General features: G+C 73.1%; 26 protein-coding genes and 1 riboswitch. Of the genes, 15 read left to right on the top strand and 11 right to left on the bottom strand.

Annotated elements, in window-relative coordinates:
• Positions 1-109: 109 nt before the first annotated feature.
• On the bottom strand, positions 110-685 hold the full coding sequence (locus ABT263_RS35715) for a TerD family protein (protein ID WP_329489133.1): 576 nt from the start codon (positions 683-685) through the stop codon (positions 110-112).
• Positions 686-810: 125 nt separating this feature from the next.
• Positions 811-1,308: a hypothetical protein gene (locus ABT263_RS35710; protein WP_380393001.1), complete on the bottom strand. Its 498-nt coding sequence runs from the start codon at positions 1,306-1,308 to the stop codon at positions 811-813.
• An 83-nt stretch (positions 1,309-1,391) separates the two neighbouring features.
• Here ABT263_RS35710 and arfB point away from each other — a divergent pair, with 83 nt between their 5' ends.
• Positions 1,392-1,823 (top strand): alternative ribosome rescue aminoacyl-tRNA hydrolase ArfB, encoded by a 432-nt coding sequence (gene arfB / locus ABT263_RS35705; RefSeq protein WP_329489135.1) that lies wholly within the window; start codon positions 1,392-1,394, stop codon positions 1,821-1,823.
• Positions 1,824-1,837: 14 nt separating this feature from the next.
• Here the strand turns inward: arfB and ABT263_RS35700 are convergent, their stop codons facing one another.
• Positions 1,838-2,365, bottom strand: a complete 528-nt coding sequence (locus tag ABT263_RS35700; protein ID WP_329489136.1) for a flavin reductase family protein — start codon at positions 2,363-2,365, stop codon at positions 1,838-1,840.
• Positions 2,366-2,732: 367 nt separating this feature from the next.
• Here ABT263_RS35700 and ABT263_RS35695 point away from each other — a divergent pair, with 367 nt between their 5' ends.
• Complete coding sequence (locus ABT263_RS35695; protein ID WP_352297327.1) at positions 2,733-4,532, top strand: GGDEF domain-containing protein; 1,800 nt, start codon at positions 2,733-2,735, stop codon at positions 4,530-4,532.
• Positions 4,533-4,706: 174 nt separating this feature from the next.
• Complete coding sequence (locus ABT263_RS35690; RefSeq protein WP_329489138.1) at positions 4,707-5,729, top strand: carbohydrate-binding protein; 1,023 nt, start codon at positions 4,707-4,709, stop codon at positions 5,727-5,729.
• A 67-nt stretch (positions 5,730-5,796) separates the two neighbouring features.
• Here ABT263_RS35690 and nagA read toward each other — a convergent pair whose 3' ends face one another.
• Together nagA and ABT263_RS35680 are read right to left on the bottom strand one after the other, a co-directional pair.
• Positions 5,797-6,999 carry an N-acetylglucosamine-6-phosphate deacetylase gene (gene nagA / locus ABT263_RS35685; protein ID WP_352297324.1) on the bottom strand — a complete coding sequence of 401 codons (1,203 nt, stop codon included), beginning with the start codon at positions 6,997-6,999 and terminating at the stop codon, positions 5,797-5,799.
• A complete protein-coding gene (locus tag ABT263_RS35680) occupies positions 6,996-7,943 on the bottom strand; it encodes an ROK family protein (RefSeq protein WP_352297321.1) in 948 nt (315 codons plus the stop codon). The genes nagA and ABT263_RS35680 overlap by 4 nt, the downstream gene beginning before the upstream one ends.
• A 311-nt stretch (positions 7,944-8,254) precedes the next feature.
• Here ABT263_RS35680 and ABT263_RS35675 point away from each other — a divergent pair, with 311 nt between their 5' ends.
• Positions 8,255-9,526, top strand: a complete 1,272-nt coding sequence (locus ABT263_RS35675; RefSeq protein WP_329489141.1) for an extracellular solute-binding protein — start codon at positions 8,255-8,257, stop codon at positions 9,524-9,526.
• 31 nt (positions 9,527-9,557) lie between these two features.
• On the opposite strand, the gene ABT263_RS35670 is transcribed toward ABT263_RS35675, so the two are convergent.
• On the bottom strand, positions 9,558-9,902 hold the full coding sequence (locus ABT263_RS35670; RefSeq protein ID WP_352297319.1) for a cupin domain-containing protein: 345 nt from the start codon (positions 9,900-9,902) through the stop codon (positions 9,558-9,560).
• 104 nt (positions 9,903-10,006) lie between these two features.
• On the opposite strand from ABT263_RS35670, the gene ABT263_RS35665 reads away from it, so the two are divergent.
• Both ABT263_RS35665 and otsB read left to right on the top strand, forming a co-directional pair.
• Entirely contained in the window at positions 10,007-10,246 is a 240-nt protein-coding gene (locus tag ABT263_RS35665; RefSeq protein WP_329489143.1) for a DUF3263 domain-containing protein, read from the top strand.
• An 87-nt stretch (positions 10,247-10,333) separates the two neighbouring features.
• Positions 10,334-11,203 carry a trehalose-phosphatase gene (gene otsB / locus ABT263_RS35660; protein ID WP_352297316.1) on the top strand — a complete coding sequence of 290 codons (870 nt, stop codon included), beginning with the start codon at positions 10,334-10,336 and terminating at the stop codon, positions 11,201-11,203.
• Between the two features lie 49 nt (positions 11,204-11,252).
• On the opposite strand, the gene ABT263_RS35655 is transcribed toward otsB, so the two are convergent.
• The gene (locus ABT263_RS35655) at positions 11,253-12,722 is read right to left on the bottom strand and encodes an alpha,alpha-trehalose-phosphate synthase (UDP-forming) (protein ID WP_352297314.1); all 1,470 of its coding nucleotides are present in this window, start codon (positions 12,720-12,722) and stop codon (positions 11,253-11,255) included.
• Positions 12,723-12,769: 47 nt separating this feature from the next.
• The gene (locus ABT263_RS35650; RefSeq protein ID WP_352297312.1) at positions 12,770-13,837 is read right to left on the bottom strand and encodes a glucosyl-3-phosphoglycerate synthase; all 1,068 of its coding nucleotides are present in this window, start codon (positions 13,835-13,837) and stop codon (positions 12,770-12,772) included.
• Between the two features lie 149 nt (positions 13,838-13,986).
• Positions 13,987-14,119: riboswitch (SAM riboswitch) on the top strand.
• Between the two features lie 17 nt (positions 14,120-14,136).
• Here ABT263_RS35650 and thrC point away from each other — a divergent pair.
• From thrC to ABT263_RS35625, 5 genes are all read left to right on the top strand, one after another.
• Positions 14,137-15,423 carry a threonine synthase gene (thrC, locus tag ABT263_RS35645; RefSeq protein ID WP_352297309.1) on the top strand — a complete coding sequence of 429 codons (1,287 nt, stop codon included), beginning with the start codon at positions 14,137-14,139 and terminating at the stop codon, positions 15,421-15,423.
• Positions 15,424-15,485: 62 nt separating this feature from the next.
• On the top strand, positions 15,486-15,764 hold the full coding sequence (locus ABT263_RS35640) for a ubiquitin-like small modifier protein 1 (protein ID WP_329489148.1): 279 nt from the start codon (positions 15,486-15,488) through the stop codon (positions 15,762-15,764).
• Positions 15,765-16,367: 603 nt separating this feature from the next.
• Positions 16,368-16,571 (top strand): cold-shock protein, encoded by a 204-nt coding sequence (locus ABT263_RS35635; protein ID WP_030289665.1) that lies wholly within the window; start codon positions 16,368-16,370, stop codon positions 16,569-16,571.
• Positions 16,572-16,986: 415 nt separating this feature from the next.
• Complete coding sequence (groL, locus tag ABT263_RS35630; RefSeq protein WP_352297307.1) at positions 16,987-18,609, top strand: chaperonin GroEL; 1,623 nt, start codon at positions 16,987-16,989, stop codon at positions 18,607-18,609.
• A gap of 100 nt (positions 18,610-18,709) precedes the next feature.
• Positions 18,710-19,075: a DUF8819 family protein gene (locus tag ABT263_RS35625; RefSeq protein ID WP_352297304.1), complete on the top strand. Its 366-nt coding sequence runs from the start codon at positions 18,710-18,712 to the stop codon at positions 19,073-19,075.
• Positions 19,076-19,172: 97 nt separating this feature from the next.
• On the opposite strand, the gene ABT263_RS35620 is transcribed toward ABT263_RS35625, so the two are convergent.
• Positions 19,173-19,826 carry an HD domain-containing protein gene (locus tag ABT263_RS35620; RefSeq protein ID WP_352297301.1) on the bottom strand — a complete coding sequence of 218 codons (654 nt, stop codon included), beginning with the start codon at positions 19,824-19,826 and terminating at the stop codon, positions 19,173-19,175.
• A 90-nt stretch (positions 19,827-19,916) separates the two neighbouring features.
• Here ABT263_RS35620 and ABT263_RS35615 point away from each other — a divergent pair, with 90 nt between their 5' ends.
• Genes ABT263_RS35615 through ABT263_RS35605 form a run of 3 tightly spaced genes read left to right on the top strand, consistent with a single transcriptional unit; the run spans position 19,917 to position 21,944 of the window.
• Positions 19,917-20,264, top strand: a complete 348-nt coding sequence (locus ABT263_RS35615; protein ID WP_352297299.1) for a PadR family transcriptional regulator — start codon at positions 19,917-19,919, stop codon at positions 20,262-20,264.
• On the top strand, positions 20,261-21,202 hold the full coding sequence (locus ABT263_RS35610; RefSeq protein ID WP_352297297.1) for a hypothetical protein: 942 nt from the start codon (positions 20,261-20,263) through the stop codon (positions 21,200-21,202). Before ABT263_RS35615 ends, ABT263_RS35610 begins: the two co-directional genes overlap by 4 nt.
• 55 nt (positions 21,203-21,257) lie before the next feature.
• A complete protein-coding gene (locus ABT263_RS35605) occupies positions 21,258-21,944 on the top strand; it encodes a copper homeostasis protein CutC (protein WP_352297294.1) in 687 nt (228 codons plus the stop codon).
• Positions 21,945-22,049: 105 nt separating this feature from the next.
• On the opposite strand, the gene ABT263_RS35600 is transcribed toward ABT263_RS35605, so the two are convergent.
• Positions 22,050-24,209 (bottom strand): HelD family protein, encoded by a 2,160-nt coding sequence (locus ABT263_RS35600; protein ID WP_502885917.1) that lies wholly within the window; start codon positions 24,207-24,209, stop codon positions 22,050-22,052.
• A gap of 223 nt (positions 24,210-24,432) precedes the next feature.
• Here ABT263_RS35600 and ABT263_RS35595 point away from each other — a divergent pair, with 223 nt between their 5' ends.
• Positions 24,433-24,627: a hypothetical protein gene (locus ABT263_RS35595; protein WP_329489156.1), complete on the top strand. Its 195-nt coding sequence runs from the start codon at positions 24,433-24,435 to the stop codon at positions 24,625-24,627.
• Between the two features lie 42 nt (positions 24,628-24,669).
• On the opposite strand, the gene ABT263_RS35590 is transcribed toward ABT263_RS35595, so the two are convergent.
• A partial coding sequence (locus ABT263_RS35590) for a transposase (protein WP_352297288.1) occupies positions 24,670-25,072 on the bottom strand: 403 nt, incomplete at its 5' end.

Raw genomic sequence — 25,072 nt, 5'->3', positions numbered from 1 at the left:
GTTGTTCAGTGGTGTGCTCTGAGGAACACGCACCTCCGGGGTGGCGCGCGGCGCGGGAACGGCGAAGCGCCCGGCCTCCGAGATGGAGGCCGGGCGCTTCAGCGTGGCGTCAGAGCTGGACGCCGAAGTCCTGGGCGATGCCCGCGAGGCCGGAGGCGTAGCCCTGGCCGACGGCGCGGAACTTCCACTCGGCACCGTTGCGGTAGAGCTCGCCGAAGATCATGGCGGTCTCGGTGGCGGCGTCCTCGGAGAGGTCGTAGCGGGCGATCTCGGCACCGCCGGCCGCGTTGATCACGCGGATGTAGGCGTTGCGGACCTGGCCGAAGTTCTGCGAGCGGGCGACCGCGTCGTAGATCGAGACCGGGAAGGTGATCTTGACGGCCTCGGCCGGCAGGCCGGCGAGGTTGACGTTGATCGCCTCGTCGTCGCCGGCGCCCTCGCCGGTGCGGTTGTCACCGGTGTGGACGACGGTGCTGTCCGGGGTGCTGGTGTTGTTGAAGAAGACGAAGTGGCTGTTGGACAGCACCTTGCCGTCGGCGTTCAGCACGATCGCGCTGGCGTCGAGGTCGAACTCGGCGCCCGTCGTGGTCCGGACGTCCCAGCCGAGACCGACGGTGACCGCGGACAGGCCGGGGGCCTCCTTGGTCAGCGAGACGTTGCCACCCTTGGAGAGGCTCACTGGCATGGTGTTTGCTGTCCCTTCGTTGCTTTGCCGGGATAACGCGGGAGACCGTGGACTTGGTTCCACGCCGCGCGGCACACATTCTTCGGAGCGGATGACCGGTGGGCAATGGCCGGGGCCGAGCTCGCTCAGATTCGGCGGAAGCGGCCCTGAAGTGACCAGATGTTCGGATTGTCGGCCAGCTCGGGGTGCATGTCGAAGAGATCGGCCAGCGTGTCCTGGAGGAAATCCCGGGCCTCGCGGCGCAGGTCGCCGTGGCGGACCACCGCGGGCGCCTCGTCCGGCAGCCAGGTGGCGCTCACCTCGACCCAGTTGAACCGGCGGGCGAACCGCAGCAGCTCGGTGTTCTGGGTGAAGTCGAGGTCGCAGGCCTGCACCCGGGCGGCGCGGCCGCCGTCCGGGTCCCGGTCCAGCTCCTCGACGATGTCGCAGAGCGCCCAGGCGAAGTCCAGCACCGGCACCCAGCCCCAGGCGGTGGAGAGTTCCGTGCCGTCGGCGTCCAGGTAGACGTCGCCGCAGAAGAGGTCGTACCGCAGGGCGTGCACCGAGGCGCTGCGGTAGTCGGTCTGCGGGGGGTCGGGGAAGCGGTTGGAGAGGGAGTAGCCGAGCTCGATCACGTACGCCATTGTCGGGGCTGCGGGCGGTCCCGGATGACCGGGTGACCGGATAACCGCGTGACCGGGGGCGCGGGGCACGGGATGATGGGCGCATGCCCGAGCCCATTCGCGTCCGGGGATCGGTGGTCGTCCCCGACGCCGAGCTCGTCTGGCGCTTCTCCCGTTCCTCCGGCCCCGGTGGCCAGCACGTCAACACCTCCGACACCCAGGTCGAGCTGCGCTACGACCTGGCCGCCTCCGCGGCGCTGCCCGAGGTGTGGAAGCAGCGCGCCCTGGAGCGGCTGGCCGGGCGGCTGGTGGACGGGCGGGTGCTCGTGGTGCGCGCGTCGGAGCACCGCTCGCAGTGGCGCAACCGCGAGGTCGCCGCGGCCCGGCTGGCGTCCCTGCTGGGGGAGGCCACCGCACCGCCGCCGAAGGCCCGCCGGGCGACGAAGCCCAGCCGGGGCATGGTGGAGCGGCGGCTGACCAACAAGCGGCACCGCGCCGAGCTGAAGCAGGGCCGGCGCTCGCCGAAGGGCGAGTAGCGCGTCGGCCGCGGTCAGCCGAGCTGCCGGTAGCCGCCGTGGAAGTAGAGCAGCGGGCGGCCGCCGGCGTTCGGTACCGCGGCCTCCAGGACGCGGCCGAGCAGCAGGGTGTGGTCGCCGGCGGCTATCCGCTGCTCGGTGCGGCACTCCACGGTGGCGAGCGCGCCGTCGATCAGCGGTGCTCCGCTGCGCCGGCCCCGGTGGTGCGGGGCGTCGGCGAACAGCAGCCGGTCGCTGAGCCGGCCCTTCATGGCGAACCGCGAGCCGAGCGCCTTCTGCTCCTCGGCGAGCAGGGAGACCGCCCAGGTGTCGGCGCGGGAGAGCACCTCGTCCATCCGGGAGTCCTCGCGGACGGAGATCAGCACCAGCGGCGGTTCCAGCGAGACGGAGAGGAAGGACGTGGCGGTCATGCCGACGTCCTCGCCGTCCTCCGGGTCGTGGACGGTCACCAGGCTCACGCCGGAGGCGAGCTGGGAGAGGGCCGCCCGGAACTCGTCGGGCGTCGCTTGGGAGGCAGCTTCGGGCTGCGGAGCCGAGTACACGTACCGCACGGTAGTCGGCGGCCGCGCGAAACGGCATCGGGCCGTGGTCGTAGGACCATCGGCGCAGAGGTTACGTTCCGCGCCGAGGCTCACCCTCAGGGGTGAAGTGGAGGGACTGCCGGGCGGCAGGCGGCTTCAGTGCACAGGCAATGCGGCCGACCACCAGAAATGTTCCTATAAAGCCTTATGTCCCGTTATGGGGCGGATGAGCTGATTAAGGGCGCATAAGTGTCGTGTGATTTAAGTCACAAGTGGTGGCCTATTGCTGACCGAGCGTGCCGAACGCTGTGCTCCCTGTGATTCAGTTCTTCTGGCAATCGGACGATAACCATTCAAGAACTATCCGAAGCAGCCGGGGAGCCCCCGCATGGAAGCCGAGTCGGAGCCGTACGTCCGCCTCGCGACCCTCCGCACCTTGCACCGGGTCGTGGCGGACCTCAACGCTGCCCGCAGCCTGGCGGGCACGCTGCAGGCTGTGGTCGAGGGTGCGGTCCACGGGCTCGGATTCGACGCCGCGGCGGTCAGCCTGGTCCGTCCGGACGGCGACCTCGTGGTGGCGGCCGTCTGGGAGCTGGAGGAGAGCGCCATGGGCGGCCCCTCCGTCCTGCTGGGCCAGGTCGGCTCGCGCGAGTCCTGGGACCGGCTGCTCGGCGTCAGCGACCACTGGGGCACCCTGCGCTTCCTGCCCTACGACCGCGGCTGGGCCGTGGCCAGCGACATCCCGCGCTGGATCGGTGACGGCCCGATGCCCGTCTACGCCAACGACTGGCACCCCGCGGACGGGCTGCTCGCCCCGATGTACAGCGCCGGCGGCGACCTGCTCGGCGTGCTCTCGGTGGACCGCCCGCGCAGCGGCAAGCGACCCGGGGCCTGGACCCGCGAGGCGCTGGAGATGTTCTCGCTGCAGGCCTCCATCGCGATCGGCAACGCCCGGCTGCGGGCCGAGATGCAGCGCGCGCTGGCCCGCCTGGAGAAGGAGCAGCAGGCCCTGCGGGCCAGCGAGGAGAGCTTCCGCCAGGCCTTCGAGTACGCGCCCAGCGGGATGGCCATCACCGAGCTGCACGGCGCCGGGCGCGGCCAGCTGACCAGGGTCAACGACGCGCTCTGTCGACTGCTCGGCCGCCCCCGCGCGGTGCTGCGCCAGCAGAGCTTCGCCGACCTCGTCCACCCCGACGACAGGGCCCTGCTGGAGCGCACCAGTGCCGAGAGCGGCCGGGCCGAGCTGCGGCTGTCCCGCCGGGACGGCGGATACCAGTGGGTGTGCCTGCGCAACTCGATCGTCGCGGACGCGGCCGAGGGCCCGAGCTTCCTGCTCACCCACGTCGAGGACATCGAGGACCGCAAGCGCCACGAGCTCCAGCTCGCCCACCGGGCCAGCCACGACGCGCTCACCGGGCTGCCGAACGGTGCCGAGCTGAAGGCCCGGCTGGGTCGGCGGCTCTGCAACGAACCGCAGACGGTCGGCGCCGTCGCCGGACACCCGGCCGGACAGGGCGAGGGGGCGTACTCGCCGGCGTACAGCGGCTACGCCGTCGACTCCTACAGCGCCCACGCCGCCTACGAGGGGCTGGACGGGGCCGACCCGCGGACCGGCGGGACGCACGGCTACGGGCTGCCCGACGGCTACCCGGTGGCGGCCGCCGGCTACGGCGAGCACGAGCACGCGGTGGTCCCCGCCGACCACGGCCCGGGCGGGGACGTCTGGTCGGGCCCGTTCCGGTCGGGCGGCGCGGCCGCGGCGGACAAGGGGCTCGCGGTGCTCTTCTGCGACCTCGACGGCTTCAAGTCGATCAACGACCGGTTCGGCCACAACGCGGGCGACGCGGTGCTGGTCGAGGTCGCCCGCCGGCTGAGCCAGGCCGTCCGGGAGGGCGACACGGTGGCGCGCCTCGGCGGCGACGAGTTCGTGGTGCTGGCCGACGGCATCGGCCGCGAGGAGGCCAAGGACCTCGCCCACCGGCTGCGCAACGCGATCATCCCGCCGATGCGGATCGACGGCCGCGGGATGCGGGTCGGGGTCAGCCTCGGCGTCGGCTGGGCCGGCTGCGGGATGAGCATCGAGGAGGTGCTGCACACCGCCGACGAGCGGATGTACGACGAGAAGCGGGCCCGGGGCGGCGCGGTGCGCGGGGCCCGGGGCGAACGCTCCCACCGCCGGGCGGGTTAGGCCCGGACGGCGGCCCGGGCGCCCGGTGTCCCGTGGCGGTGAGGTGAAAGCTACTCGCAGGTTGTCAAGGGGTCTTTTCGGCGGATCGGCTGCGGCAGGTAGGGTTCCCGGGTACGAGCGACCACCACGTGCGCCGACGGCGGGGAAGTCCGGCGGCGCCACCGCGATGGGGAGTTGACCACCGTGACGACCGCCGGCAGCAACGGAGTGCCCGAGGGCCCGGAGGGCGGTGCCCCCCAGGACGACGATCCCTTCGGCTACCTCTACCGTCCGGCCGGCGGCGGCGCCGCGCAGCCGGCCGAGCCGCAGCAGGGCGTACCCCGTACGTCGTACAACCGGCCGATGGAGGTCGGCCGTGCGCAGTACGGGCAGCAGCGCCAGCAGCCGTACCCGCCGCAGCAGGGCTACCCGCAGGGGCAGCCGTACCCGCCGCAGCAGGCCGAGTACGGCGGTGCGCCCACGCAGCACCAGCCGCCCGTGCCGCACCAGCCCGCGCAGCACCTGGAGTACGGCGGCGACGCGCCCACCCAGCAGACCCGGTACGCCGAGCGCTCCCGGCCGCAGCCGGGTGAGGAGCGGGCGAGCAGCGGGAGGAGCAAGGGCGCGGTGATCGGCGCGGTGGCGGTGGTCGCGGCCATCGCGATCGGCGCGGGCATAGCGCTCTCCACCGGCGACCCGGACGGCGGCAAGAGCGGAAAGAGCGGCACCCAGACCACCGCCCCGCCGGCCCCGAGCGCCACCACCGCCGGCCCGTCCGCCTCCGGCACGGCCTCGCCCGGCGCCACCGCCACCTCGGGTCCGGCCACCGTCGACGCGGGCCAGCTGCAGGGCCAGAACGCCCCGTCCGGCAACACCGTCAAGGGCGCCAAGTCGGCGGACGGCAGCTACCTGACCCTCCAGCCGGGTGCGACCGTGAGCTGGACCGGCGACATCGCCACGGCCGGCACGTACAAGCTGACCGTGCACTTCAACAACGCGGGCAGCGACGTGAAGGCCTCGGCCGCGGTCAACGGCAAGGACTGGCCGAGCGGGCTGTCGCTCAAGAACTACTCGCCCGGCAAGGACCCGGCGTCCTCCTGGTACACCACGTTCATACTCCCGCAGTTCCAGGCGGGCTCGAACACCGTCGCCATCATGAACCCGAGCGGCGGCCCGGTGCTGATCGACCAGCTGACCGTCGAGCCGTACGGCGGCTGACCGGCGCGCGGACGCGAAACGGCCGCCCGTTCCCGAGGGGGAGCGGGCGGCCGTCGCGCGTCCGGTGTCAGGCGGGCCGCACGGCGGCGAAGGTGTCGCCGCCGGTGATCCACTCGCCCCGGCGCATGACGGCGACGAGGTCGTAGCCGTCGGAGTCGAGGACGACGAGGTCGGCGTTCTTGCCGGCCTCCAGCGAGCCGGTCGAGTCGGCGAGACCGAGCAGGCGGGCCGGGACGGTGCTGAGCGATTCGACGGTCTCGGCCAGGGAGAGGCCGTTGACGGTGACGGAGCGCTTGAACGCGACGTCCAGGGTGAGGGTCGAGCCGGCGATCGCGCCGCCCTCGACCAGCCGCGCGACACCGTCCTTGACCTCGACCTGGAGCGGGCCGAGGGGGTAGAGGCCGTCGCCCATCCCGGCGGCGCCCATGGCGTCGGTGATCAGCGCGACCCGGGAGGCGCCGGCCGTGCGGTAGGCGAGGTCGAGGACGGACGGGTGCAGGTGCACGCCGTCGTTGATCAGCTCGACGGTGACCCGCTCGTCCTCCAGCAGCGCCACGATCGGGCCCGGGGCGCGGTGGGCGATGCCGGGCATGGCGTTGAACAGGTGGGTCGCGACCGTGGCGCCGGCGTCGACGGCTTCGAGGGTCTTGGCGTAGTCCGAGTCGGTGTGGCCGACGGCGGCGATCACGCCGAGGTCGGCGAGCATCCGCACCGACTCCAGGCCGCCGGGCAGCTCGGGGGCGAGGGTGACCATCTTGGCGTGGCCGCGGGCCGCGTCGACGAGCTTGCGGACCAGCGCCGGGTCCGGGTCGCGCAGCAGGTCGGGGCGGTGCGCGCCGCAGCGGTTGTGGGAGATGAACGGGCCCTCGAAGTGGATGCCGGCCAGGACGCCGTCCTCGACGAGTTCGGACAGCACGCCGGCCTGGCGGGCGACCTCGTCGATCTCGCCGGTGACGGTGGAGGCGACCGTGGTGGTGGTGCCGTGTTCGAGGTGGACGCGGGCGGCCCGCAGGGCCTCCTCGGCGATCCCGGAGGCGTAGGAGGCGCCACCGCCGCCGTGGACGTGCAGGTCCACGAAGCCGGGGACGACGGTGTACCCGGTCAGGTCGAGATCGCCCGGCCGCGCCGCGCCGCCCGTGATGCCGGCGATCCGGTCGCCCTCGACCGTGAGCCGGTCGCCCTGGACGACACCGCCCGGCAGGACCAGCCGGGCGCCGGCCAGGGCGATGCCCGCGGGCAGGCCCGCCGATTCGATTCGCGCGGTGGTCACGCGGTCACCTCCATGGAGAGCAGATCCCAGGCGAGCAGGCCGGCGCCCAGGGACGCGGCGGTGTCTTTGAGCATGGCGGGTACGACCTCGGGGGGCATCTGGAAGGTCAGCCGCTCGGAGACCGCCGCGCGCAGGGGCGTGAAGAGGGTGTCGCCGGCCTCGGCGAGGCCGCCGCCGACGATCACCGTGGACGGGTCGAGCAGGCTCTGGGCGAGCACGATGCCGTCGGCGAGGGCGTCCACCGCGTGCTGCCAGACCGCGACCGCGCGGGGGTCCCCGGCGTCCACCGCGACGGCGCAGGATGCCGCGTCGGCGTCGGGGTCCCCGCTGGCCGCGGCCCAGGCCCGGGAGACGGCGGAGGCGGAGGCGAGGGTCTCCAGGCAGCCCCGGGCGCCGCAGCCGCACCGCGGCCCGCCCGGGCGGACCACGACGTGGCCGATCTCGCCGCCGTAGCCGTGGGCGCCGGCCTCGATCCGGCCGCCGATGCCGATGGCGCCGGCGATCCCGGTGCCCAGCGCGACGAACAGGAAGCGCTCCACACCCCGCCCGGCGCCGAGGCGGCCCTCGGCGAGCCCGCCGGAGCGCACGTCGTGGCCGAGCGCGACCGGCATCGCGGTGCCGCCCGCCCCGGCCAGGCGCGCGCCCAGCAGGTCGCGCATCGGGAGGTCCCGCCAGCCGAGGTTGGCGGAGAAGACCGCGATGCCGTTCTTCTCGTCGATCGTCCCCGGGACGGCGACGCCCGCCGCCAGCGGGGCGACGCCGAAGCGGCTGCGACCTTCGTCCGCCAGGTCGGCGGCGAAGTCGAGGATGGCGGCGACGACGGCATCAGTGCCGTGCTCCCGCCCGGTCGGTCGGCGTGCCTCGAACAGCACGGAGCCGTCCTGGGCGAGCAGCGCGGCCTTCATGCCGGTGCCGCCTACATCGAGTGCGATGACGTGCTTCACGGAGGACAGTTTCCCTTGGCTGGGTCGGAGAGGTCTAGTCCAGTTGTTGGATTGGTCTGGTCCAAAGTAGGTGAGCTTTGTCGCAGAACCACGTGGTGTGCGGCACTTTGCGCCCGCCCGGAGAGGGCGGTTTTCACGCCGATTCATTGCGCATCGTGCAATGACCTCCGCACTTCGATAACTACCCGGCGGGGACGGCCCACAGGTGTGGACCACTGTGCACCGCATTTGGCAGGGTTGCCGCCTCCCCTCCGCCGGATTCCCCCCTCCGGCCCCCCGCTTCCTTTCACCCCCCGAAGGCGGTACCCGCGTTGATCAGGCGCGCCCAGGCCCCCACCCGGCTGCTCGGCACCGCGCTGGCCGGAGCGCTGCTGCTCACCGGCTGCGGCGGCCAGGACGACAAGACCGTCACCCTCAAGCTGGTGGCGGCCGACTACGGCGAGGACGCGGCCACCAGCTCCAAGCTGTACTGGGACGACGTCGCCCGCCGCTTCGAGGCCGCCAACCCGGACATCCGGATCGACGTCGAGGTGACGAGCTGGACCGACATCGGCAAGCGGGTCGACGACCTGGTGGCCGCCGGCAAGTCGCCCGACCTGCTGCAGACCGGCGGCTTCGCCGACCAGGCGGTGGCGAACCGGCTGTACCCGGCGGGTGACGTCCTCTCGCTGGAGACCCAGGCCAACATCATGGAGTCGTTCGCGCACGCCGGCCAGGTGCTCGGGACGCAGTACGGCATCCCGTTCGTCTCCTCCTCCCGGGTGCTGTTCTACAACAAGGCGGTCTTCCAGAAGGCCGGGATCACCCAGCCGCCGGCCACCTGGAACGAGCTCCGGCAGGCCGCCGAGAAGATCAAGGCCAAGGTGCCGGGGGTCACCCCGTACGGGCTGCCGCTCGGCCCCGAGGAGGCCCCGGCCGAGTCGATGCTGTGGACGCTGAGCGGTGGCGGCAGCCTCTCCGACGACGTCGGCAACTACACCATCGACAGCACGGAGAACCAGGCCACCTTCACCTGGCTGCGCACCAACCTGGTCGACACCAAGCTGACCAACCCCGATCCCGGGAAGACCAACCGCACGCCGATGTTCACCGACTTCGCGGCCGGGAAGGTCGCGATGCTCAACGGGCACCCGACGCTGCTGCGGATGGCGGCCAAGGGCAAGATCGACTTCGGCACGGCGCCGATCCCGAAGAAGGACGGGCTGGCGAAGACCGGCAGCCTCGGGGTGGCCGACTGGATGATGGCGTTCAAGGCGAACGGGCACCGCAACGAGATCCGCAAGTTCCTCAGCTTCGTGTACGCCAAGGACAACCAGCTCAAGTTCGACGAGACGTACAACCTGCTGCCGGTCACCCAGGACGCCTTCACCGCGGTGACCAAGGACGGGAGGCACGAGGACCTCAAGCAGTTCGCGGCCGGGCTGACCAACGCGAGCTTCTACCCCTTCGGGGACCCGGCCTGGGCGGACGTCAGCAACCGGATCAAGGCGGGCATCGGCGGCGCCGTGACGGGCGACGCCAAGCAGGTGCTGGAGGGGCTCCAGGAGTCCGCGGTGAAGGAGGCGGCCCGGGTCCGCAAGTGACGGATCCCGGGCCGGGCGGCGGGTGCGGACGTCAGAGGGTGATGGCGTAGGCCTTGCGGAGGGTCTCGTGGACCGTCCACGTGGTGCGGTCGCCGGCCCGCAGGACGGCGCAGTCGCCCGGACCGACCTCCAGGATCGGGCCGCCGTCGATCTCGACGGTGGCCCGGCCGCTGAGCACCACGAACATCTCGTCGGCCTCGACGTCGGTGACCACGCCGGGGGTGATCTGCCAGATGCCGCGCAGCTGGCGGCCGTCGGGGGACTCGGAGAGCACGCGGCCGGAGACCTCGGGGGTGCCGGAGACGATCTGGGCCGGGTCGAGCGGGTCGGGTTCGAGCTCGGCGGTCGGGATGTGCACGGCGAAGCTGGGCGTCATGGGGGTGACGCTAGCCCGGGCGGGGACGCCGGCGGGGGCGCAAGGTGTGTCGCCTCGCCGGGGGAGAATGACACTCCGTAGTGCTGGACGGAGGTGGGTCGCGGATGGGTGCGGGGACGGACGGGCTCGACGAGCGGGACACGGCGGTGCTGGAGCTCGAGGGGCGGCAGTGGCGGACGGCCGGGGCCAAGGAGCGGGCGATCCGCGAGGAGCTGGGGCTCTCCAGCACGCGCTACTACCAGCTGCTGAACGCCCTGCTGGACCGGCCGGCGGCGCTGGCGCACGCGCCGGTGCTGGTGAACCGGCTGCGGCGGGTGCGGGAGGCACGGCGCGCGGCCCGGTAGCCCGGGTGGTCCCGGGCGGCTCGGGCTGCCGGGGCGTTCCCGGGGCCGGGGGCGGGTCGGGCCCGGAAGGCTGGGTAGGTTCCGGACATGGGTCTTGAGGACATGGGTCTTGAGGAGATGGCGGAGCCGGGGAACGAGGCCGGACGGGCGGGGCTGGAGGCGATCCTCCGGGCGCCCCGGGAGGCGGTGGTGGCGCTCGACTTCGACGGGACGCTGGCGCCGATCGTGGCGGATCCGAGCCGGGCGCGGGCACATCCCGGGGCGGCGGACGCGCTGGCGGAGCTGGCGCCCCGGGTCGGCGCGATCGTGGTGGTGACCGGCCGGCCGGCCGCCCTGGCGGTGGAGTACGGCGGGTTCGGCGGCGTCGACGGCGTGGTGGTGCTCGGGCACTACGGGGCCGAGCGCTGGGAGGGCGGCGAGCTGACGGCGCCGCCGGCGCACCCGGGAGTGGCACGGGCGCGCGCCGCGCTGGACGGCGTACTGGCGCGGGTCGGAGCGCCGGCCGGGACGTGGGTGGAGGACAAGGGGCGCTCGCTGGCCGTCCACACCCGGCGGACGGAGGCGCCGGAGGAGGCGTTCGAGCTGCTGCGCGCCCCGGTGGAGGCGCTGGCCGCCGAGCACGGGCTGGTGGTGGAGCCGGGCCGGCTGGTGCTGGAGCTGCGGCCGCCGGGGGTGGACAAGGGCGCCGCGCTGACCGGGTTCCTGCGCGAGCGGGGCGCCCGGGCGGTGCTCTACGCGGGGGACGACCTGGGAGACGTGGCGGCCTTCGCGGCCGTGGAGAAGCTGCGCGGCGAGGGGCTGGCCGGCCTGCTGGTGTGCAGCGGCACGGTCGACGGCGACGCGCCGGTGCGGGAGCTCGCCGACCGGGCGGACCTGGTGGTCGCCGGCCCGGCCGGCGTGGTCGGGCTGCTGACGGCGCTGGGAGCGGCGCTCGGAGAACGGGCCCAGGGCTCCTAGAGTCGGCCGTGCCGGCCGGCGGTCGGGCCGCCGGCCGGCACGGCGGCGGTCAGTCCAGCGCCGTCAGCTGGTCGAGGAACCACTGCTGCGGCGGCAGCGCCGTCGAGGCGGCGGCGAGGCGCTTGGTCCGATCGGCCCGCTCGTCCTCGGGCATGGTGAGCGCCGTGTGCAGGGCCTCCGCGGTGGCGATGACGTCGTACGGGTTGACGCACAGGGCGTCGTCGGCCAGCTCCGCGTGGGCGCCGGCCTCGCGGGAGAGCACCAGGGCGCAGCCGCGGTCGGAGACCACCGGTACCTCCTTGGCGACCAGGTTCATGCCGTCGCGGATCGGGTTCACCAGGGCGACGTCGGCCAGCCGGTAGGCCGCGAGGGAGCGCGGGAAGTCGTCGTTGACGTGCAGGATCAGCGGCTGCCAGTCGGCGGTGCCGAACTCCGCGTTGATCTCGGCGGCGAGCCGCTCGACCTCGGCGGTGTAGGCGCGGTACTCGGCGAGGTCGGTGCGCGAGGGGTAGGCGAACGCGATGTGCACCACGCTGTCCAGCCACTCGGGGCGGGTGCGGAGCAGGTGCCGGTAGGCCTGGAAGCCGCGGACGATGTTCTTGCTCAGCTCGGTGCGGTCGACCCGGACGACCGTGCGCCGCCCGCCGACCGCCTCGCGCAGGGTGGCGAGCCGCTCGTCGACGTCCGGGCGGTGGGACCGCTCGCGCAGGAAGTCGGCGTCGGCCCCGAGGGCGTGCACGCCGAGCCGGGTGGTGCGGCCCGCGTGCGTCACGGTGAGGGCCTCGCGGTCGACGTCCGCGCCGAGGACGTCCGCGCAGCAGTCGGCGAAGGCGAGGGCCCAGCGGCGGGTGAGGAAGGCGGCCCGGTCGGCGCCGAGGATGCCGGTCAGGACGCTCTCGGCGACGTCGTCCGGCAGCAGCCGGAAGTACTCGGGCGGGGCCCACGGGGTGTGCGAGAAGTGGCCGATGCGCAGGTCGGGGCGGGCGGTCCGGAGCAGGGCCGGGGCCAGCGAGAGGTGGTAGTCCTGGATCAGTACCGCGGCCCCGGGCGCGGCCTCGGCGGCGAGGGCCTCGGCGAAGGCGGCGTTGTAGGCGCGGTAGGACTGCCATTCGGAGCGGAACTCCGCGCCGAAGGAGGGGGCCGTCGGGGTGGCGTAGAGCAGGTGGTGGACGAACCAGAGGGTGGAGTTGGCGACGCCGTTGTAGGCGGCCGCGAAGGTCTCCGGGTCTATGTCCAGCATCCGGACGGCCTGTCCGCCGACGTCGTGGCCGGCCCGGTCGAGGCGGCCGTCGGGTGCCTCCCGGGCGGCCCGGCGGTCGGCGTCGCCGAGCGCCGCGCAGACCCAGACGGCATGCGGGTCGTCGATCGCGGAGAGTCCGGACACCAGCCCGCCGCCGCCCCGGCGCAGGCTCAGGGTGCCGTCGGCCGCGGTACTGAATGACACCGGTCCCCGGTTGGAGGCCACCAGTACGGTGGCGGAACCGGTCGCACTCGAACGTTCGGTCGTGAGATCGCCCATGGTTGGTACGTTGCCGTGGGCCCGGGTCGGCAAACCCCCGTCCGGCGTCAGGCCTGGTGGCCGTGGTGGGCGGCGTACTCCGGGACGGTGTGCATCGGGGGCCGTTCCTCCGCCGTGATCGCATGGGTGTGCGGGGTGAAGATGGCGGCGCCGCCGGCCGGGGGCCCGGCCGCGGTGCGCGGGTCCCGGGTGAACTGGGTGAGCAGCGGATGGACCAGGTCGGCGGAGGCCTTCAGCCGGTGGGTCCGGTCCAGGCGTTCCAGGGCGGTGCGGTAGATGGTGGCGGCCATCCGGCCGAGTGCCTGGCTGTCCTGGTGGCGGTGGTGGCGTACGCCGACGTCCACCTGGGCGAGGGCGTCCAGGCCGGCGAGCTCCAGGGCGTCCACCAGGAGGCCGAGCTCGACGCCGTAGCCGGTGGGGAACGGCAGCCGTTCGAGCAGCGAGCGGCGGGCCGCGTACTCGCCGCCGAGCGGCTGGACGAAACCGGCGAGTTCCGGCCAGTGCAGGTTGAGCAGGGGGCGGGCGACCAGCTCGGTGACCCGTCCGCCGCCGGAGGGGACCACGGCGGCGTCGCCGGAGCCGGAGCCGTTCGTCACTTCGAGCGGCCGGTCGTACATGGCCTTGACCAGCTGGATGTCCGGCTCGGTGAGCAGCGGGCCGATGATGCCGGAGACGAAGGCGGGGTCGAAGGAGCGCAGGTCGGCGTCGACGAAGCAGACGATCTCGCCGCTGGTGACCAGCAGCGAGCGCCAGAGCACCTCGCCCTTGCCGGGGGAGGCGGGCAGTCGGGGCAGGATGTCGTCGCGGTGGACGACCCGGGCGCCGGCCTCGGCGGCCGCGGCGGCGGTGCCGTCGACGGAGCCGGAGTCGACGACGACGAGTTCGTCGACGAGGGGCAGGCGCTCCATCAGCTCGCGGCGCACGGTGCGGACGATGTCGCCGACGGTGGCCTCCTCGTCCAGGGCGGGCAGCACCACGCTGACGGTGCCGGCCCGACCCGCCGCCCGCTTGGCCTCCAGCAGGGCGCCCACCGGGCGGTCGGCCGCGCTCCAGGAGCGGCGGCGCAGCCAGGACGCCGCCTTCGGGAGGAGCGCGGGTGTCGGTTCGGCGGGCACGGAACTCTCCTCGACGGGTCGGGGTGGGACGGGGCATCTCGCGTGGCGGACGGTCCCGTTCAGGGTTGACGCCTTCGGATACAGTCTTCGTACAGCGATCGGACCTTCGCACGCCGGGGTCGCCGCTGAGCAGGACCACAACTTCACAGAGCTCATCCAGAGGGACTGAGGGAACGGCCCGTTGACGTCCCGGCAACCTTCTCGCACGGCAGGCCTCCGGCCCCGGCGGGACAGGTGCCAATTCCGGCCTGTGGCGCGCCCGCGTCACGGGGAAGATGAGGAGAGAGGCCTCCGCCATCATGGCTATCGACACCGCCGCAGCCGCCCCCGCGACCGTTGATCTCGGTCCCGCCGTCGCACTGTCCTGTCGGGAGTGCGGTACCCGGTTCCCGCTCGGTCCCAGCTTCGCCTGCCTGGAGTGCTTCGGGCCGCTGGAGATCGCCTACGACTTCGGGAGCGAGGGCGCGGAGGAGCTCCGCAAGCGGATCGAGGCCGGTCCGGCGTCGATCTGGCGCTACGCCCCGCTGCTGCCCGTCCCGGCCGACGTGGCCGACAAGCCGAACCTCAACCCGGGGTGGACCCCGCTGGTGAAGGCGGACAACCTGGGCCGCGAGCTCGGGTTCACCGCCCAGCTGCACGTCAAGGACGACTCCGGCAACCCGACGCACTCCTTCAAGGACCGGGTGGTCGCCTGCGCGATCGAGGCGGCCCGCGCGTTCCGCTTCACGACCCTCTCCTGCTCCTCGACCGGCAACCTGGCCGGCGCGGTGGGCGCGGCGGCGGCCCGGGCCGGGTTCAAGTCCTGCGTGTTCATCCCGCACGACCTGGAGCAGGGCAAGGTCGTCATGGCCGGTGTCTACGGTGGCGAGCTGGTCGGCATCGAGGGCAACTACGACGACGTGAACCGCTTCTGCTCGGAGCTGATCGGCGACCCGGCCGGTGAGGGCTGGGGCTTCGTCAACGTCAACCTGCGCCCGTACTACGGCGAGGGCTCCAAGACGCTGGCGTACGAGATCTGCGAGCAGCTCGGCTGGCGGCTGCCGGAGCAGATCGTCATCCCGATCGCCTCGGGCTCGCAGCTGACGAAGATCGACAAGGGCCTGCAGGAGCTGATCAAGCTGGGCCTGGTCGAGGACCGGCCCTACCGGATCTTCGGCGCCCAGGCGGCGGGCTGCTCGCCGGTGTCGGCGGCCTTCAAGGCCGGCCAGGACGTGATCCGGCCGGTCAAGCCGGACACCATCGCCAAGTCGCTGGCGATCGGCAACCCGGCCGACGGCCCCTACGTGCTGGACATCGCCCGGCGCACCGGCGGGGCGGTCGAGGACGTCACCGACGCCGAGGTGGTCGCCGCGATCAAGCTGCTGGCCCGGACCGAGGGCATCTTCGCCGAGACCGCGGGCGGGGTGACCGTCGGCGTGCTGAAGAAGCTGGTCGAGACCGCACAGCTGGATCCGGCCAAGGAGACCGTCGCGATCAACACCGGTGACGGCCTGAAGACGCTGGACGCCGTCTCCGACTCCGGGATGACCACCGTCATCCGCCCGACGCTGGCCTCGTTCCGCGACGCCGGCCTCGCGTCCGCCTGACCCGTCCGCAGCCCCCGCAGCCCGTACCGGCCGCCCGGCCGCACCGCCCGAGGAGATCCCCCATGAGCGCCACCGTCCGCATCCCGACCATCCTGCGCACCTACACCGGCGGCGCCGCCGAGGTGGCCGCCGAGGGCGCCACCCTGGGCGACGTCATCGCCGACCTGGAGCGGAACCACGCCGGGATCGCCGCCCGGATCCTGGACGACGCCGGCAAGCTGCGCCGGTTCGTCAACGTCTACGTCAACGACGACGACGTCCGGTTCGCCGAGGGCCTGGCCACCGAGATCAAGGACGGCGCGAGCGTTTCGATCATTCCCGCGGTGGCCGGCGGCTGCTGATCCGCCCCTTTCCGACCAGGCCTTTCACCGGCCGACCCGTTTTCGACCGGGCCGCCCGTGCGTACGGAATTCCGATCCCCGTACGCGCGGGCGGCCCGCCGCATTCCGGCGGGAATATTTCGCGGTCCGGGGGAGTAGAGTGTGGCTCGTCCGGGAAGAGGGCCGCCCCACCCCCCTCGTGCTGGTACTCGAACTCCGTCCGCGCCCGTACCGCCGGTGTCTGTCCGGCCGCTGAGACCGGCGCCGGGGCCGTGACCGTGAAACATGTCAGGCCGATGTCAGAATTCTCGAAGGCATTTGAGTAATTCGTCCGCTATGTCCGGCGTGAAATGCCGATTTCCTCCCGCTTTGGTCTGGCCTGTCCCCTGGCGGACCTAGGGAATTCCCAGCGGTTGACCCTGTTGCAGAGGGCGTCGATCCGGATACATTCAGCCGCGGTCGACGCAATCACCCGCTCACCGGAGGCCTTCCGGTGGTCTCCGCGGACGATTGTGGCGTGCACGGCTGCGCCCAGGGGGGGTTCCCCGGGCCGGCCTCAAACCAGACCCGGGCCCGCGACCTGCGGGCGCGTGAAGGGCCAGCACAGCACTAGGGGAGTTCGGAATGGCTCAGGGCACCGTCAAGTGGTTCAACGCGGAGAAGGGCTACGGCTTCATCGCGGTCGACGGTGGTGCGGACGTCTTCGTCCACTACAGCGCGATCCAGATGGACGGCTACCGCACCCTTGAGGAGGGCCAGCGGGTCGAGTTCGAGATCTCTCAGGGGCAGAAGGGCCCGCAGGCGGACATGGTCCGCGCCGCGGTCTGACCTTTCCGACCCCAGGAGTTCGGCTCGGCCCATTCGGCTGGTGCACCTCTTGCTTCACGACGGGCCCGTACGACACATGTCGTACGGGCCCGTCGGCATGTCCGGCGGGGGCCCGCGCGGCGTCCGGCGCGGGGGTGCCGGGCACCCCGGCGGCGGCCCGGCGGCGGCCCGTCGGGGGCTCGCCGACGGCGGCCGCAGGGGGCGGACGCGGCTCGCGGGTTGGGCGATTGGGCTTGCACTCGCCTACCCGGAGTGCTAATCATTGGCGTTAGCACTCACAGTGTGAGAGTGACAGCGGACTGGGTCGGTGAGGCCCCCGGGAGCGGTAGGGGAAAGGACCCCCGCACACCAGGGCCGTCCGTCGCGGGCACCCCTTGGTCCGAGCAGTCGACCGTGTCCCGGAGGACCACTTCTGATGGCCAAGATCATCGCCTTTGATGAGGAAGCTCGCCGCGGCCTTGAGCGTGGCATGAACCAGCTCGCCGACGCGGTGAAGGTCACGCTCGGCCCCAAGGGCCGCAACGTCGTGCTGGAGAAGAAGTGGGGCGCCCCCACGATCACCAACGACGGTGTCTCCATCGCCAAGGAGATCGAGCTCGAGGACCCCTACGAGAAGATCGGCGCGGAGCTCGTCAAGGAGGTCGCCAAGAAGACCGACGACGTCGCGGGTGACGGCACCACCACCGCCACCGTGCTGGCCCAGGCGCTCGTTCGCGAGGGTCTGCGCAACGTCGCCGCCGGCGCCAACCCGATGGCCCTGAAGCGCGGTATCGAGAAGGCCGTCCAGGCCGTCTCGGACCAGCTGCTGGCCCAGGCCAAGGACGTGGAGACCAAGGAGCAGATCGCCTCCACCGCCTCCATCTCGGCCGCCGACACCCAGATCGGCGAGCTCATCGCCGAGGCCATGGACAAGGTCGGCAAGGAAGGCGTCATCACCGTCGAGGAGAGCAACACCTTCGGTCTGGAGCTCGAGCTCACCGAGGGCATGCGCTTCGACAAGGGCTACATCTCCGCCTACTTCGCCACCGACCTGGAGCGGATGGAGGCGGCGTTCGAGGACCCGTACATCCTCATCGCCAACTCCAAGATCGGCTCGGTCAAGGACCTGCTCCCGCTGCTGGAGAAGGTCATGCAGAGCGGCAAGCCGCTCGTCATCATCGCCGAGGACGTCGAGGGCGAGGCCCTGTCGACCCTGGTCGTGAACAAGATCCGCGGCACCTTCAAGTCCGTCGCCGTCAAGGCCCCGGGCTTCGGCGACCGCCGCAAGGCCATGCTCGGCGACATCGCCATCCTCACCGGTGGCACCGTGATCTCCGAGGAGGTCGGCCTCAAGCTGGAGAACGCCGGCGTCGACCTGCTGGGCACCGCCCGCAAGGTGGTCATCACCAAGGACGAGACCACCATCGTCGACGGTGGCGGCGACAGCGACCAGGTCGCCGGCCGCGTGAACCAGATCCGTGCCGAGATCGAGAACAGCGACTCGGACTACGACCGCGAGAAGCTCCAGGAGCGCCTCGCCAAGCTGGCCGGCGGCGTGGCCGTCATCAAGGCCGGCGCGGCCACCGAGGTGGAGCTCAAGGAGCGCAAGCACCGCATCGAGGACGCCGTCCGCAACGCGAAGGCCGCCGTCGAGGAGGGCATCGTCGCCGGTGGTGGCGTCGCGCTGCTGCAGGCCGGTGTCGCGTTCGACAAGCTGGAGCTGGAGGGCGACGAGGCCACCGGTGCCAACATCGTCCGCGTGGCGCTGGAGGCCCCGATCAAGCAGATCGCGACCAACGCCGGCCTTGAGGGCGGTGTCGTGGTGGAGAAGGTGCGCAACCTCCCCGCCGGTCACGGCCTGAACGCCGCCACCAACACCTACGTCGACCTCATCGCCGAGGGCATCATCGACCCGGCGAAGGTCACCCGTTCCGCGCTGCAGAACGCCGCCTCCATCGCGGCGCTCTTCCTCACCACCGAGGCCGTCATCGCCGACAAGCCGGAGAAGGCCGCCGCGGCCGCCGGCGGCGGCATGCCGGGCGGTGACATGGACTTCTGATCCCCTCCGGGATCGGTCGTTTCCCGATCGCACGGGCGGTTCCCCTCGGGGAGCCGCCCGTGCGGCGTTGTGTCCGGCGCCGTTTTGGGACAATGGACGGATGGCTGCCACCGCTGATGACATCGAGACCGCCCTGCACAACGCGCGGGCGCTGATCCTGGCCGACCTGACCGCGCGGGACGTGGCGGACGCCGCCGTGGTGTCGCTGGTCGAGGACGCCGTGACGCACCGCCGGTGGTGGCTGGAGCAGTGGCCGGACGGCGCCGAGTACGTGCTCGGGCTGGTCGCCCAGGACGTCCAGGACGCACTGCTGGAGGCCTACGGCCGCTGGCCGCTCTGCACCTCGTGCGCGGCCGACGGGGACCCGCACGCGCTGGGCGTCGAGCCCGAGCTGGGGCCGGAGCCGCACTGGGTCTGCGGCAAGGCGGGGGCGGTGGTGGCGCCCGTCGGCCGGCTCGGCGGCTGATCCTGCCCCGGCCCGGTTCCGGCGCTCCGTGCGCCGGGCCGGGCCTTCGCGCGTCCTGGGCGGACCCGGCCGCTCAGTGAGTCATCGAGTCGGCGCGTCAGCCTTCGAGCCGGTCGAGTTCGGCCGCCAGGTTGGCCCGGGCGGCGGCGTCGAAGCGCTCGCGGGCGAGGGGCGTGCGGTAGAGCGCGGGCAGGGCCAGGAGCCGGCGCAGGATGTCGGCCCGCCCGGCGCGGAAGTCCGGCTCCGGGACGAAGGCGTACTCCTCGCGCACCGCGGCCGCGTAGGCGGCGTACGCCCGCGGGTCGCCGCCGAGGACGGCGAGGTCCGCGTCGCAGAGCACCTCGCCGTCCCGGTCGCCGGGCTCGGGGCGGTGCGAGACGGTGAGCCGGACCAGACGGGCCACCTCGGCGGTCCGCGGCCCGGACAGGCCCGCCTCGGTGAGCGCCCGGACGGCGAGGGCGGCGCTGCGCTCCTCGTTCTCGGAGCGGTCCGGGCGGTAGAAGGCGTCGTGGAACCAGGCGGCCAGCCGGACGGTGTCCGGGTCCCCGGCGTGCGCGGCGAGCACGTCCACGTGGCCGAGCACTGCCCGCAGGTGGGCGGTGGTGTGGTAGTGGCGCTGCGGTTCGGCCCAGCGGCCCAGCAGGTCGCGGCCGTACGGCGCGGGGTCGGCGGCGGCGCCGCAGCGGCGCAGCAGGGCGGTCCAGTCGGCGAGCAGGTCGGCCGGGACGGGGGCGGCGGGCTGGTTCGGCATGGGCTCATTCTGGCGGGTGCCGGTCGCGGCACGGGCGGAGTCCGGCGGGTCCACTGGACGCATATGTAGTTTGACGATATATGTAGTCCTATGACAGAACGAGCCATGCAGGAGCCGACGCTGCTTCTGCTCACCGCGCTGGCCGACGCGCCCAGACACGGCTACGCGCTCATCCAGGAGGTCGCCGCGATCTCCGACGGCCGGGTGAAGATGCGCACCGGCACCCTCTACGGCGCGCTCGACCGGCTGCTCCAGCAGGGCCTGATCGAGGTCGCCGCCGAGGAGGTCGTGGACGGCCGGGCCCGGCGCAGCTACGCGCTGACGCCGGCCGGCCGCGGCGCGCTGGCGGCCGAGGCGGGGCGGCTGCGGGCCGTCGCCTCCGAGGCCGAGCGCCGGCTCTCCGCCGTGCTCTCGATGGTCAGGGGGGTCTTCGCGTGAGCATGCAGACCATCGACCGGCCGGTCGCCCTGCGGGCGGCGCTCCAGCTCTACCCGGCCCGCTACCGCCGCGAGCGCGGCGAGGAGCTGGCCGCGGTCTTCGCCGACACCACGGCGGAGGCGGACCGGCCCACCCTGCTGCGGGAGGCGCTGGACCTCGCCGCCTACGGCCTGCGGATGCGCGCCCGGCTGACCTCGGCCTCGGCGGCCGGGCGGCTGCTGGCGCTGGCGGTTCCGCTGGTGGCCGGCACCGCTGCGGGGGCCGCCCTCTACCCGTGGGTCAGCGACCCCGACCTGGTCGCCTGGCGGATCCAGGGGGCGCACTCCTCGGTCCTGCTGGCGCTGACCGTGTTCGCGCTGCCGGTGGCCTCGCTGCTGCTGGCGGTGGCCGCGGTGCTGGGGCACTGGACGGCGGCCCGGGTCCTGTCGGTCGCGGTGATCGGTGCCGGGCTGCTGAACCTGGCCGACTCCGTCCTGAGTGTGGAGTTCGTCGACTGGTGGTGGTTCTCCTACAGCTCCACCTCCGCGCTGCCGTTCGTGCTGTCCGGTCTGCTGGTGCTCGCCGCGCCGGGGGACCTGCTGGGCCGGCCGACCTGGCGGACCGCGGCCCTGGTGCCGCTGGGCGCGGTCGGGGGTCTGCTGGTGGTCAGCGCCCAGGGCGGCTGGGACACCCGATACCTGATGAACGACCCGTGGGCCGCCCTGCTGCTGGTGGTTCCGCTGCTGCTGGTGTGCGCCGCGGCGCGCGGTTGGCTGGTGCCGGCGGCGATCGGGCTGGCGGTGCTGCCGCTGACCCTCTCGTTCAGCCTGTTCAGCCTCTGGGAGTCGGCCGGTGGGATCTGGAACCTGTTGGGGGTCGGCGCGGTCGGCGCGGCGTTCGTGGCGGTGGCCGGGATCGGCTGGCGGGGCATCGAGGGTCTGCGCCGCTCGGCTCTGTGACCGATCGGCCGTACGGGCCTCGCCGGGCGCCTCGCGATGTGGCAGGCTGTCTGATATGTCTAGACCAATTTTCGAAGTCATCGCGCTGACGCCCCAGGACGCCCAGGCCGCCGAGTCGGGCGGCGCCGACCGGCTCGAACTGGTCACGGACATGGCCGCCGACGGGCTCACCCCGTCGGTCGAGGACTTCGCCAAGATCCGGGCCGCCGTGGAGCTGCCGCTGCGCGTCATGCTGCGCGTCCGGGACGGCTTCGCGCCGGGCGACCTGGACGAGCTGGTGGCCCGGGCCGCCGCGCTGCGGGCCGAGGGCGCCGACGAGTTCGTCTTCGGCTTCCTGACGGCCGACGGCGCCGTCGACCTCGCCGCCACCGAGGCCGTCGCCGACGCGGTGGCGGGCTGCCGCTGGACGTTCCACCGGGCGATCGACCACAGCGCCGACCGGACCGCCCTCCGGGCGGCCCTCGGCGCGCTGCCCGGGCTGGACACCTACCTCACCTCGGGCGCGGTGGCCGGGGTGGACGCGGGCCGGGAGGTGCTGCTGGCCGAGCTGGCCAGGGCCGGCGAGCCGGGGTACGGGCAGCGGATCCTGATCGGCGGCGGCCTGCGGGCCGAACACCTGCCCGGTTTGCGGGCGGCGGGCTTCGACGGCTTCCACGTCGGCGGAGCGGTGCGGGTCGCCGGGTGGCAGTCCCCCGTGGACGCCTCCAAGGTCGCCGAGTGGCGGTCCCTGATCGATGGCTGAGCGTGAGAGCGCCGACAGCTGAGCGATCGGCGGTCCGCGACTCGACGCGCGAAGGGGACCGGCGGTATCCGCCGGTCCCCTTCGCGCGTCCCGGGCCCGGCGCGGTCAGCCCAGCCGGTCCGGCAGCGGCTCGGCGTGCAGCACCGTCAGCCCGGAGACGGCACGGGTCAGCGCCACGTACAGGCGGCGCAGGCCGGTCCGCTCGTCCGGCTCGCCGGCGACCACTGCGGCCGGCTCGTCCAGCACCACGTAGTCGTACTCCAGACCCTTGGCCAGCGAGGCCGGGACGAGGGTCAGCCGGGCCTCGGCGCTGGTCTCGGCGCCGGGGGAGAGGAACGGCAGGCCGGCCGCCGTCAGTGCCGCGGCGAGCAGCGGGACGCGCGCGTCGGCGGCGATCAGACCGGTCGAGCCCTCGTGCTCCAGGGCCCGGTGGCAGGCCTCGACGACCGCCTTCTCCAGCCCGTCGGCCGGGACGCGGGTGATCGTCAGCGAGCCGGGCGCCGCGCGCACGGACGTCGCGGGGGCGAGACCGGGGGCGATCGCGGGCAGCAGCCGGGAGGCGTAGGCGATGACCTCCTCGGGGACGCGGAAGCCCTTGGTCAGCTCCTCGATGTGGGCGGCCGGCTTGCCCAGGTGGTGCAGCGCGTCCGGCCAGCTCGCCGTCGCCCAGGGGGTGGTGCCCTGGGCGAGGTCGCCGAGGACGGTCGCCGAGCCGGTGGTGCAGCGGCGGCCGACGGCGCGGTACTGCATCGGGGAGAGGTCCTGGGCCTCGTCCAGCACCACGTGGCCGAGCGAGGGCGTGCGCTGGACCAGGTCGGTGGCCTCGTCCACCAGGACGGCGTCGGCCGGCGTCCAGCGGGCGGTCCGCACCGAGCGGCCGGGCTTGGACCAGAGCACCGTGCGCTGCTCCTCGGGGGTGAGGACGCCCTCCGCGCACCGCGCCAGGAACTCCGGGTCGGAGAGCAGCCGGTGCACCAGCCTGGCCGGATCGACCGGCGGCCAGCACTCCTTGACCGTCGCCTTGACCGCCGCGTTGCGGGCCACCGCGTCCTGCACCCGGTCGTCCGGCGCCTCGCCGCCCTGCTCCATCTTCAGCAGCACGGCGTGCGCGATCCGCTGGGGCAGGGCCTCCCGGGCCGCGCCGTAGCGGATGTCGCGGGCGGTCAGCTCCTCGACGATCTCGGCGAGCTCGTACACCGGCACGCGCCAGCGGCGGGAGCCGCGGACCACCACGCAGGGCTCGGTGGGCGCGGTGATGCCCGAACGCACGGCCCGGCGCAGCACCTCGGCCATCCGGGCGTCGCCCTTCAGCCGGGCCGCCTCGGCGGTGTCCTCGCCGCGCACCTCCACGTGCGCCACCAGCTGCTGCACGGTGGCCTGGGCCACCTCCAGCTCGCCGAGGGCGGGCAGCACCTGCTCGATGTAGGAGAGGAAGGCGTTGTTGGGGCCGATCACCAGGGTGCCCGTGCGGGCGAGCCGCTCGCGGTGCGCGTACAGCAGGTAGGCCACGCGGTGCAGGCCGACGGCGGTCTTCCCGGTGCCGGGGGCGCCCTGGACGCAGACCGTGCCGGTGATGTCGGCGCGGACGATCTCGTCCTGCTCGGGCTGGATGGTGGCGACGATGTCGCGCATCGGGCCGACGCGGGGCTTCTCGATCTCGGCGGCGAGCAGCGCGGAGGAGGTGTCCGTCTCGGCCGGGTCGGTGAGGTGCTCGTCCTCGTAGGCGGTCAGCTCGCCGCCGGTGTAGCCGAAGCGGCGGCGGCGCTCGACGTCCATCGGTGCGGTGCGGCTGGCCCGGTAGAACGGCTGGGAGACCGGCGCGCGCCAGTCGATCACCATCGGGTCGCCGTCGTGGTCGTGGACGTGGCGGCGGCCGATGTAGAAGTTCTCGCCGCCGGAACCCTCGGAGAGGTCCTCGCTGATCGCGTGCAGGTAGTCGAGGCGGCCGAAGAACAGCGGGGTGTGCGAGAGGTCGGCCAGGGCGGCGATCCGGGCCTCGATCTGGTTCTGGAGCACGACGGCGGTGACCCAGGTGCCGGTCACGTCGCTGATGTCCAGGGACTCGACGTCCTCGCGCATCGCACGAAGCGCGGCCCGGGAGGCGGCCAGGTGGTCGCGTTCGCGCTGGAGGGGGTCGGTGGTGGGGGTGGCGGGCACAGCGAACCTTCCCGGCTGCCCCGGAGGCGGGCGCAGCGGATCGTTGGAGCTCACGGTGGATACAGCCGACCGTCCCTCCTTGCCCGGCGACGGGCAGGAGGGGCCCATCCGTGCGGTCGGCGCCTCCCCCGGCTGCCTGCGCGACTCAGCAGGTACCACGGTTCGGGAGGGGGCAGACGAGTGATCCTAGACCCGGCGGCCTCGGGGTTCCACCCCGTTCCCCCCTCCGGGGCCCTCAGGGCCTGCGTACACCTGGAGGACGACCTACGTCCTGCCCGGTACGGCCTTTGGGGTGATGTGCTTCGGGCGGGCGGAAACTACCGTGGAACACATGAGCACCGTACACATCACGGCGCCGCGAGTGCCGTCCCAGAAGTCCGCCCCCGCCCGCCCGGCCGGGGCCACCGCCGCGGTCGGCCCCGGACACCGCCGCTCCCCGCTGACCACGGCCGTCCGCAACGTCGGCATCGCGCTCGACACCGCCGCGCGCGTGGTCTTCCTCGGGCGCGACGGCGTCAAGTACTGAGCGCCGCGGGCGTGTAAGCGATCTTGTGTAAGTCCTTTGTGGTTATCGGATGCTGAGCCGGTCCTCGAAGAATAGTGAGAACTGGTTCAGCGCCTCCTTCCAGTGTGCGGCGACGTGGTTGATGTCGTGTGCCCTGGGGGCGATCTGCTCCCGCACCGCGAGGTAGAGCACCTTCAACGCGGCCTGTTCGGAGGGGAAGTGGCCACGGTTGCGGGTGGCCTTGCGCAAGCGGGAGTTGATCGACTCGACCATGTTCGTCGAGTAGACGACCGTCCTTATCGCGGGCGGGAACGCGAGGTAGGGCGTGAACTCGCTCCAGGCCGCCCGCCAGGTGCGGACCACGGCCGGGTAGCGTTCGCCCAGCTCGGAGGCGGCCAGCTCGTCCAGAGCCAGTTCGGCGGCCTGCTCGGTCGGCGCGCTGTAGATCGCCCGCAGGGCCGGCACC

It is taken from the genome of Kitasatospora sp. NPDC001603 (assembly GCF_040298365.1).
Lineage (GTDB): Bacteria > Actinomycetota > Actinomycetes > Streptomycetales > Streptomycetaceae > Kitasatospora.
Note: the sequence above shows the minus strand (reverse complement) of the source record. Positions and strands in the feature narration are given on the sequence as shown.

What these genes read in the sequence shown, in the direction of transcription:
- ABT263_RS35715 (WP_329489133.1), bottom strand. Translation starts at nt 685, where the DNA reads ATGCCAGTGAGCCTCTCCAAGGGTGGCAACGTCTCGCTGACCAAGGAG.
- ABT263_RS35710 (WP_380393001.1), bottom strand. Translation starts at nt 1,308, where the DNA reads ATGGCGTACGTGATCGAGCTCGGCTACTCCCTCTCCAACCGCTTCCCC.
- arfB (WP_329489135.1), top strand. Translation starts at nt 1,392, where the DNA reads ATGCCCGAGCCCATTCGCGTCCGGGGATCGGTGGTCGTCCCCGACGCC.
- ABT263_RS35695 (WP_352297327.1), top strand. Translation starts at nt 2,733, where the DNA reads ATGGAAGCCGAGTCGGAGCCGTACGTCCGCCTCGCGACCCTCCGCACC.
- ABT263_RS35670 (WP_352297319.1), bottom strand. Translation starts at nt 9,902, where the DNA reads ATGACGCCCAGCTTCGCCGTGCACATCCCGACCGCCGAGCTCGAACCC.
- ABT263_RS35665 (WP_329489143.1), top strand. Translation starts at nt 10,007, where the DNA reads ATGGGTGCGGGGACGGACGGGCTCGACGAGCGGGACACGGCGGTGCTG.
- otsB (WP_352297316.1), top strand. Translation starts at nt 10,334, where the DNA reads ATGGGTCTTGAGGACATGGGTCTTGAGGAGATGGCGGAGCCGGGGAAC.
- ABT263_RS35655 (WP_352297314.1), bottom strand. Translation starts at nt 12,722, where the DNA reads ATGGGCGATCTCACGACCGAACGTTCGAGTGCGACCGGTTCCGCCACC.
- thrC (WP_352297309.1), top strand. Translation starts at nt 14,137, where the DNA reads ATGGCTATCGACACCGCCGCAGCCGCCCCCGCGACCGTTGATCTCGGT.
- ABT263_RS35640 (WP_329489148.1), top strand. Translation starts at nt 15,486, where the DNA reads ATGAGCGCCACCGTCCGCATCCCGACCATCCTGCGCACCTACACCGGC.
- ABT263_RS35635 (WP_030289665.1), top strand. Translation starts at nt 16,368, where the DNA reads ATGGCTCAGGGCACCGTCAAGTGGTTCAACGCGGAGAAGGGCTACGGC.
- groL (WP_352297307.1), top strand. Translation starts at nt 16,987, where the DNA reads ATGGCCAAGATCATCGCCTTTGATGAGGAAGCTCGCCGCGGCCTTGAG.
- ABT263_RS35625 (WP_352297304.1), top strand. Translation starts at nt 18,710, where the DNA reads ATGGCTGCCACCGCTGATGACATCGAGACCGCCCTGCACAACGCGCGG.
- ABT263_RS35620 (WP_352297301.1), bottom strand. Translation starts at nt 19,826, where the DNA reads ATGCCGAACCAGCCCGCCGCCCCCGTCCCGGCCGACCTGCTCGCCGAC.
- ABT263_RS35615 (WP_352297299.1), top strand. Translation starts at nt 19,917, where the DNA reads ATGACAGAACGAGCCATGCAGGAGCCGACGCTGCTTCTGCTCACCGCG.
- ABT263_RS35605 (WP_352297294.1), top strand. Translation starts at nt 21,258, where the DNA reads ATGTCTAGACCAATTTTCGAAGTCATCGCGCTGACGCCCCAGGACGCC.
- ABT263_RS35600 (WP_502885917.1), bottom strand. Translation starts at nt 24,209, where the DNA reads ATGGGCCCCTCCTGCCCGTCGCCGGGCAAGGAGGGACGGTCGGCTGTA.
- ABT263_RS35595 (WP_329489156.1), top strand. Translation starts at nt 24,433, where the DNA reads ATGAGCACCGTACACATCACGGCGCCGCGAGTGCCGTCCCAGAAGTCC.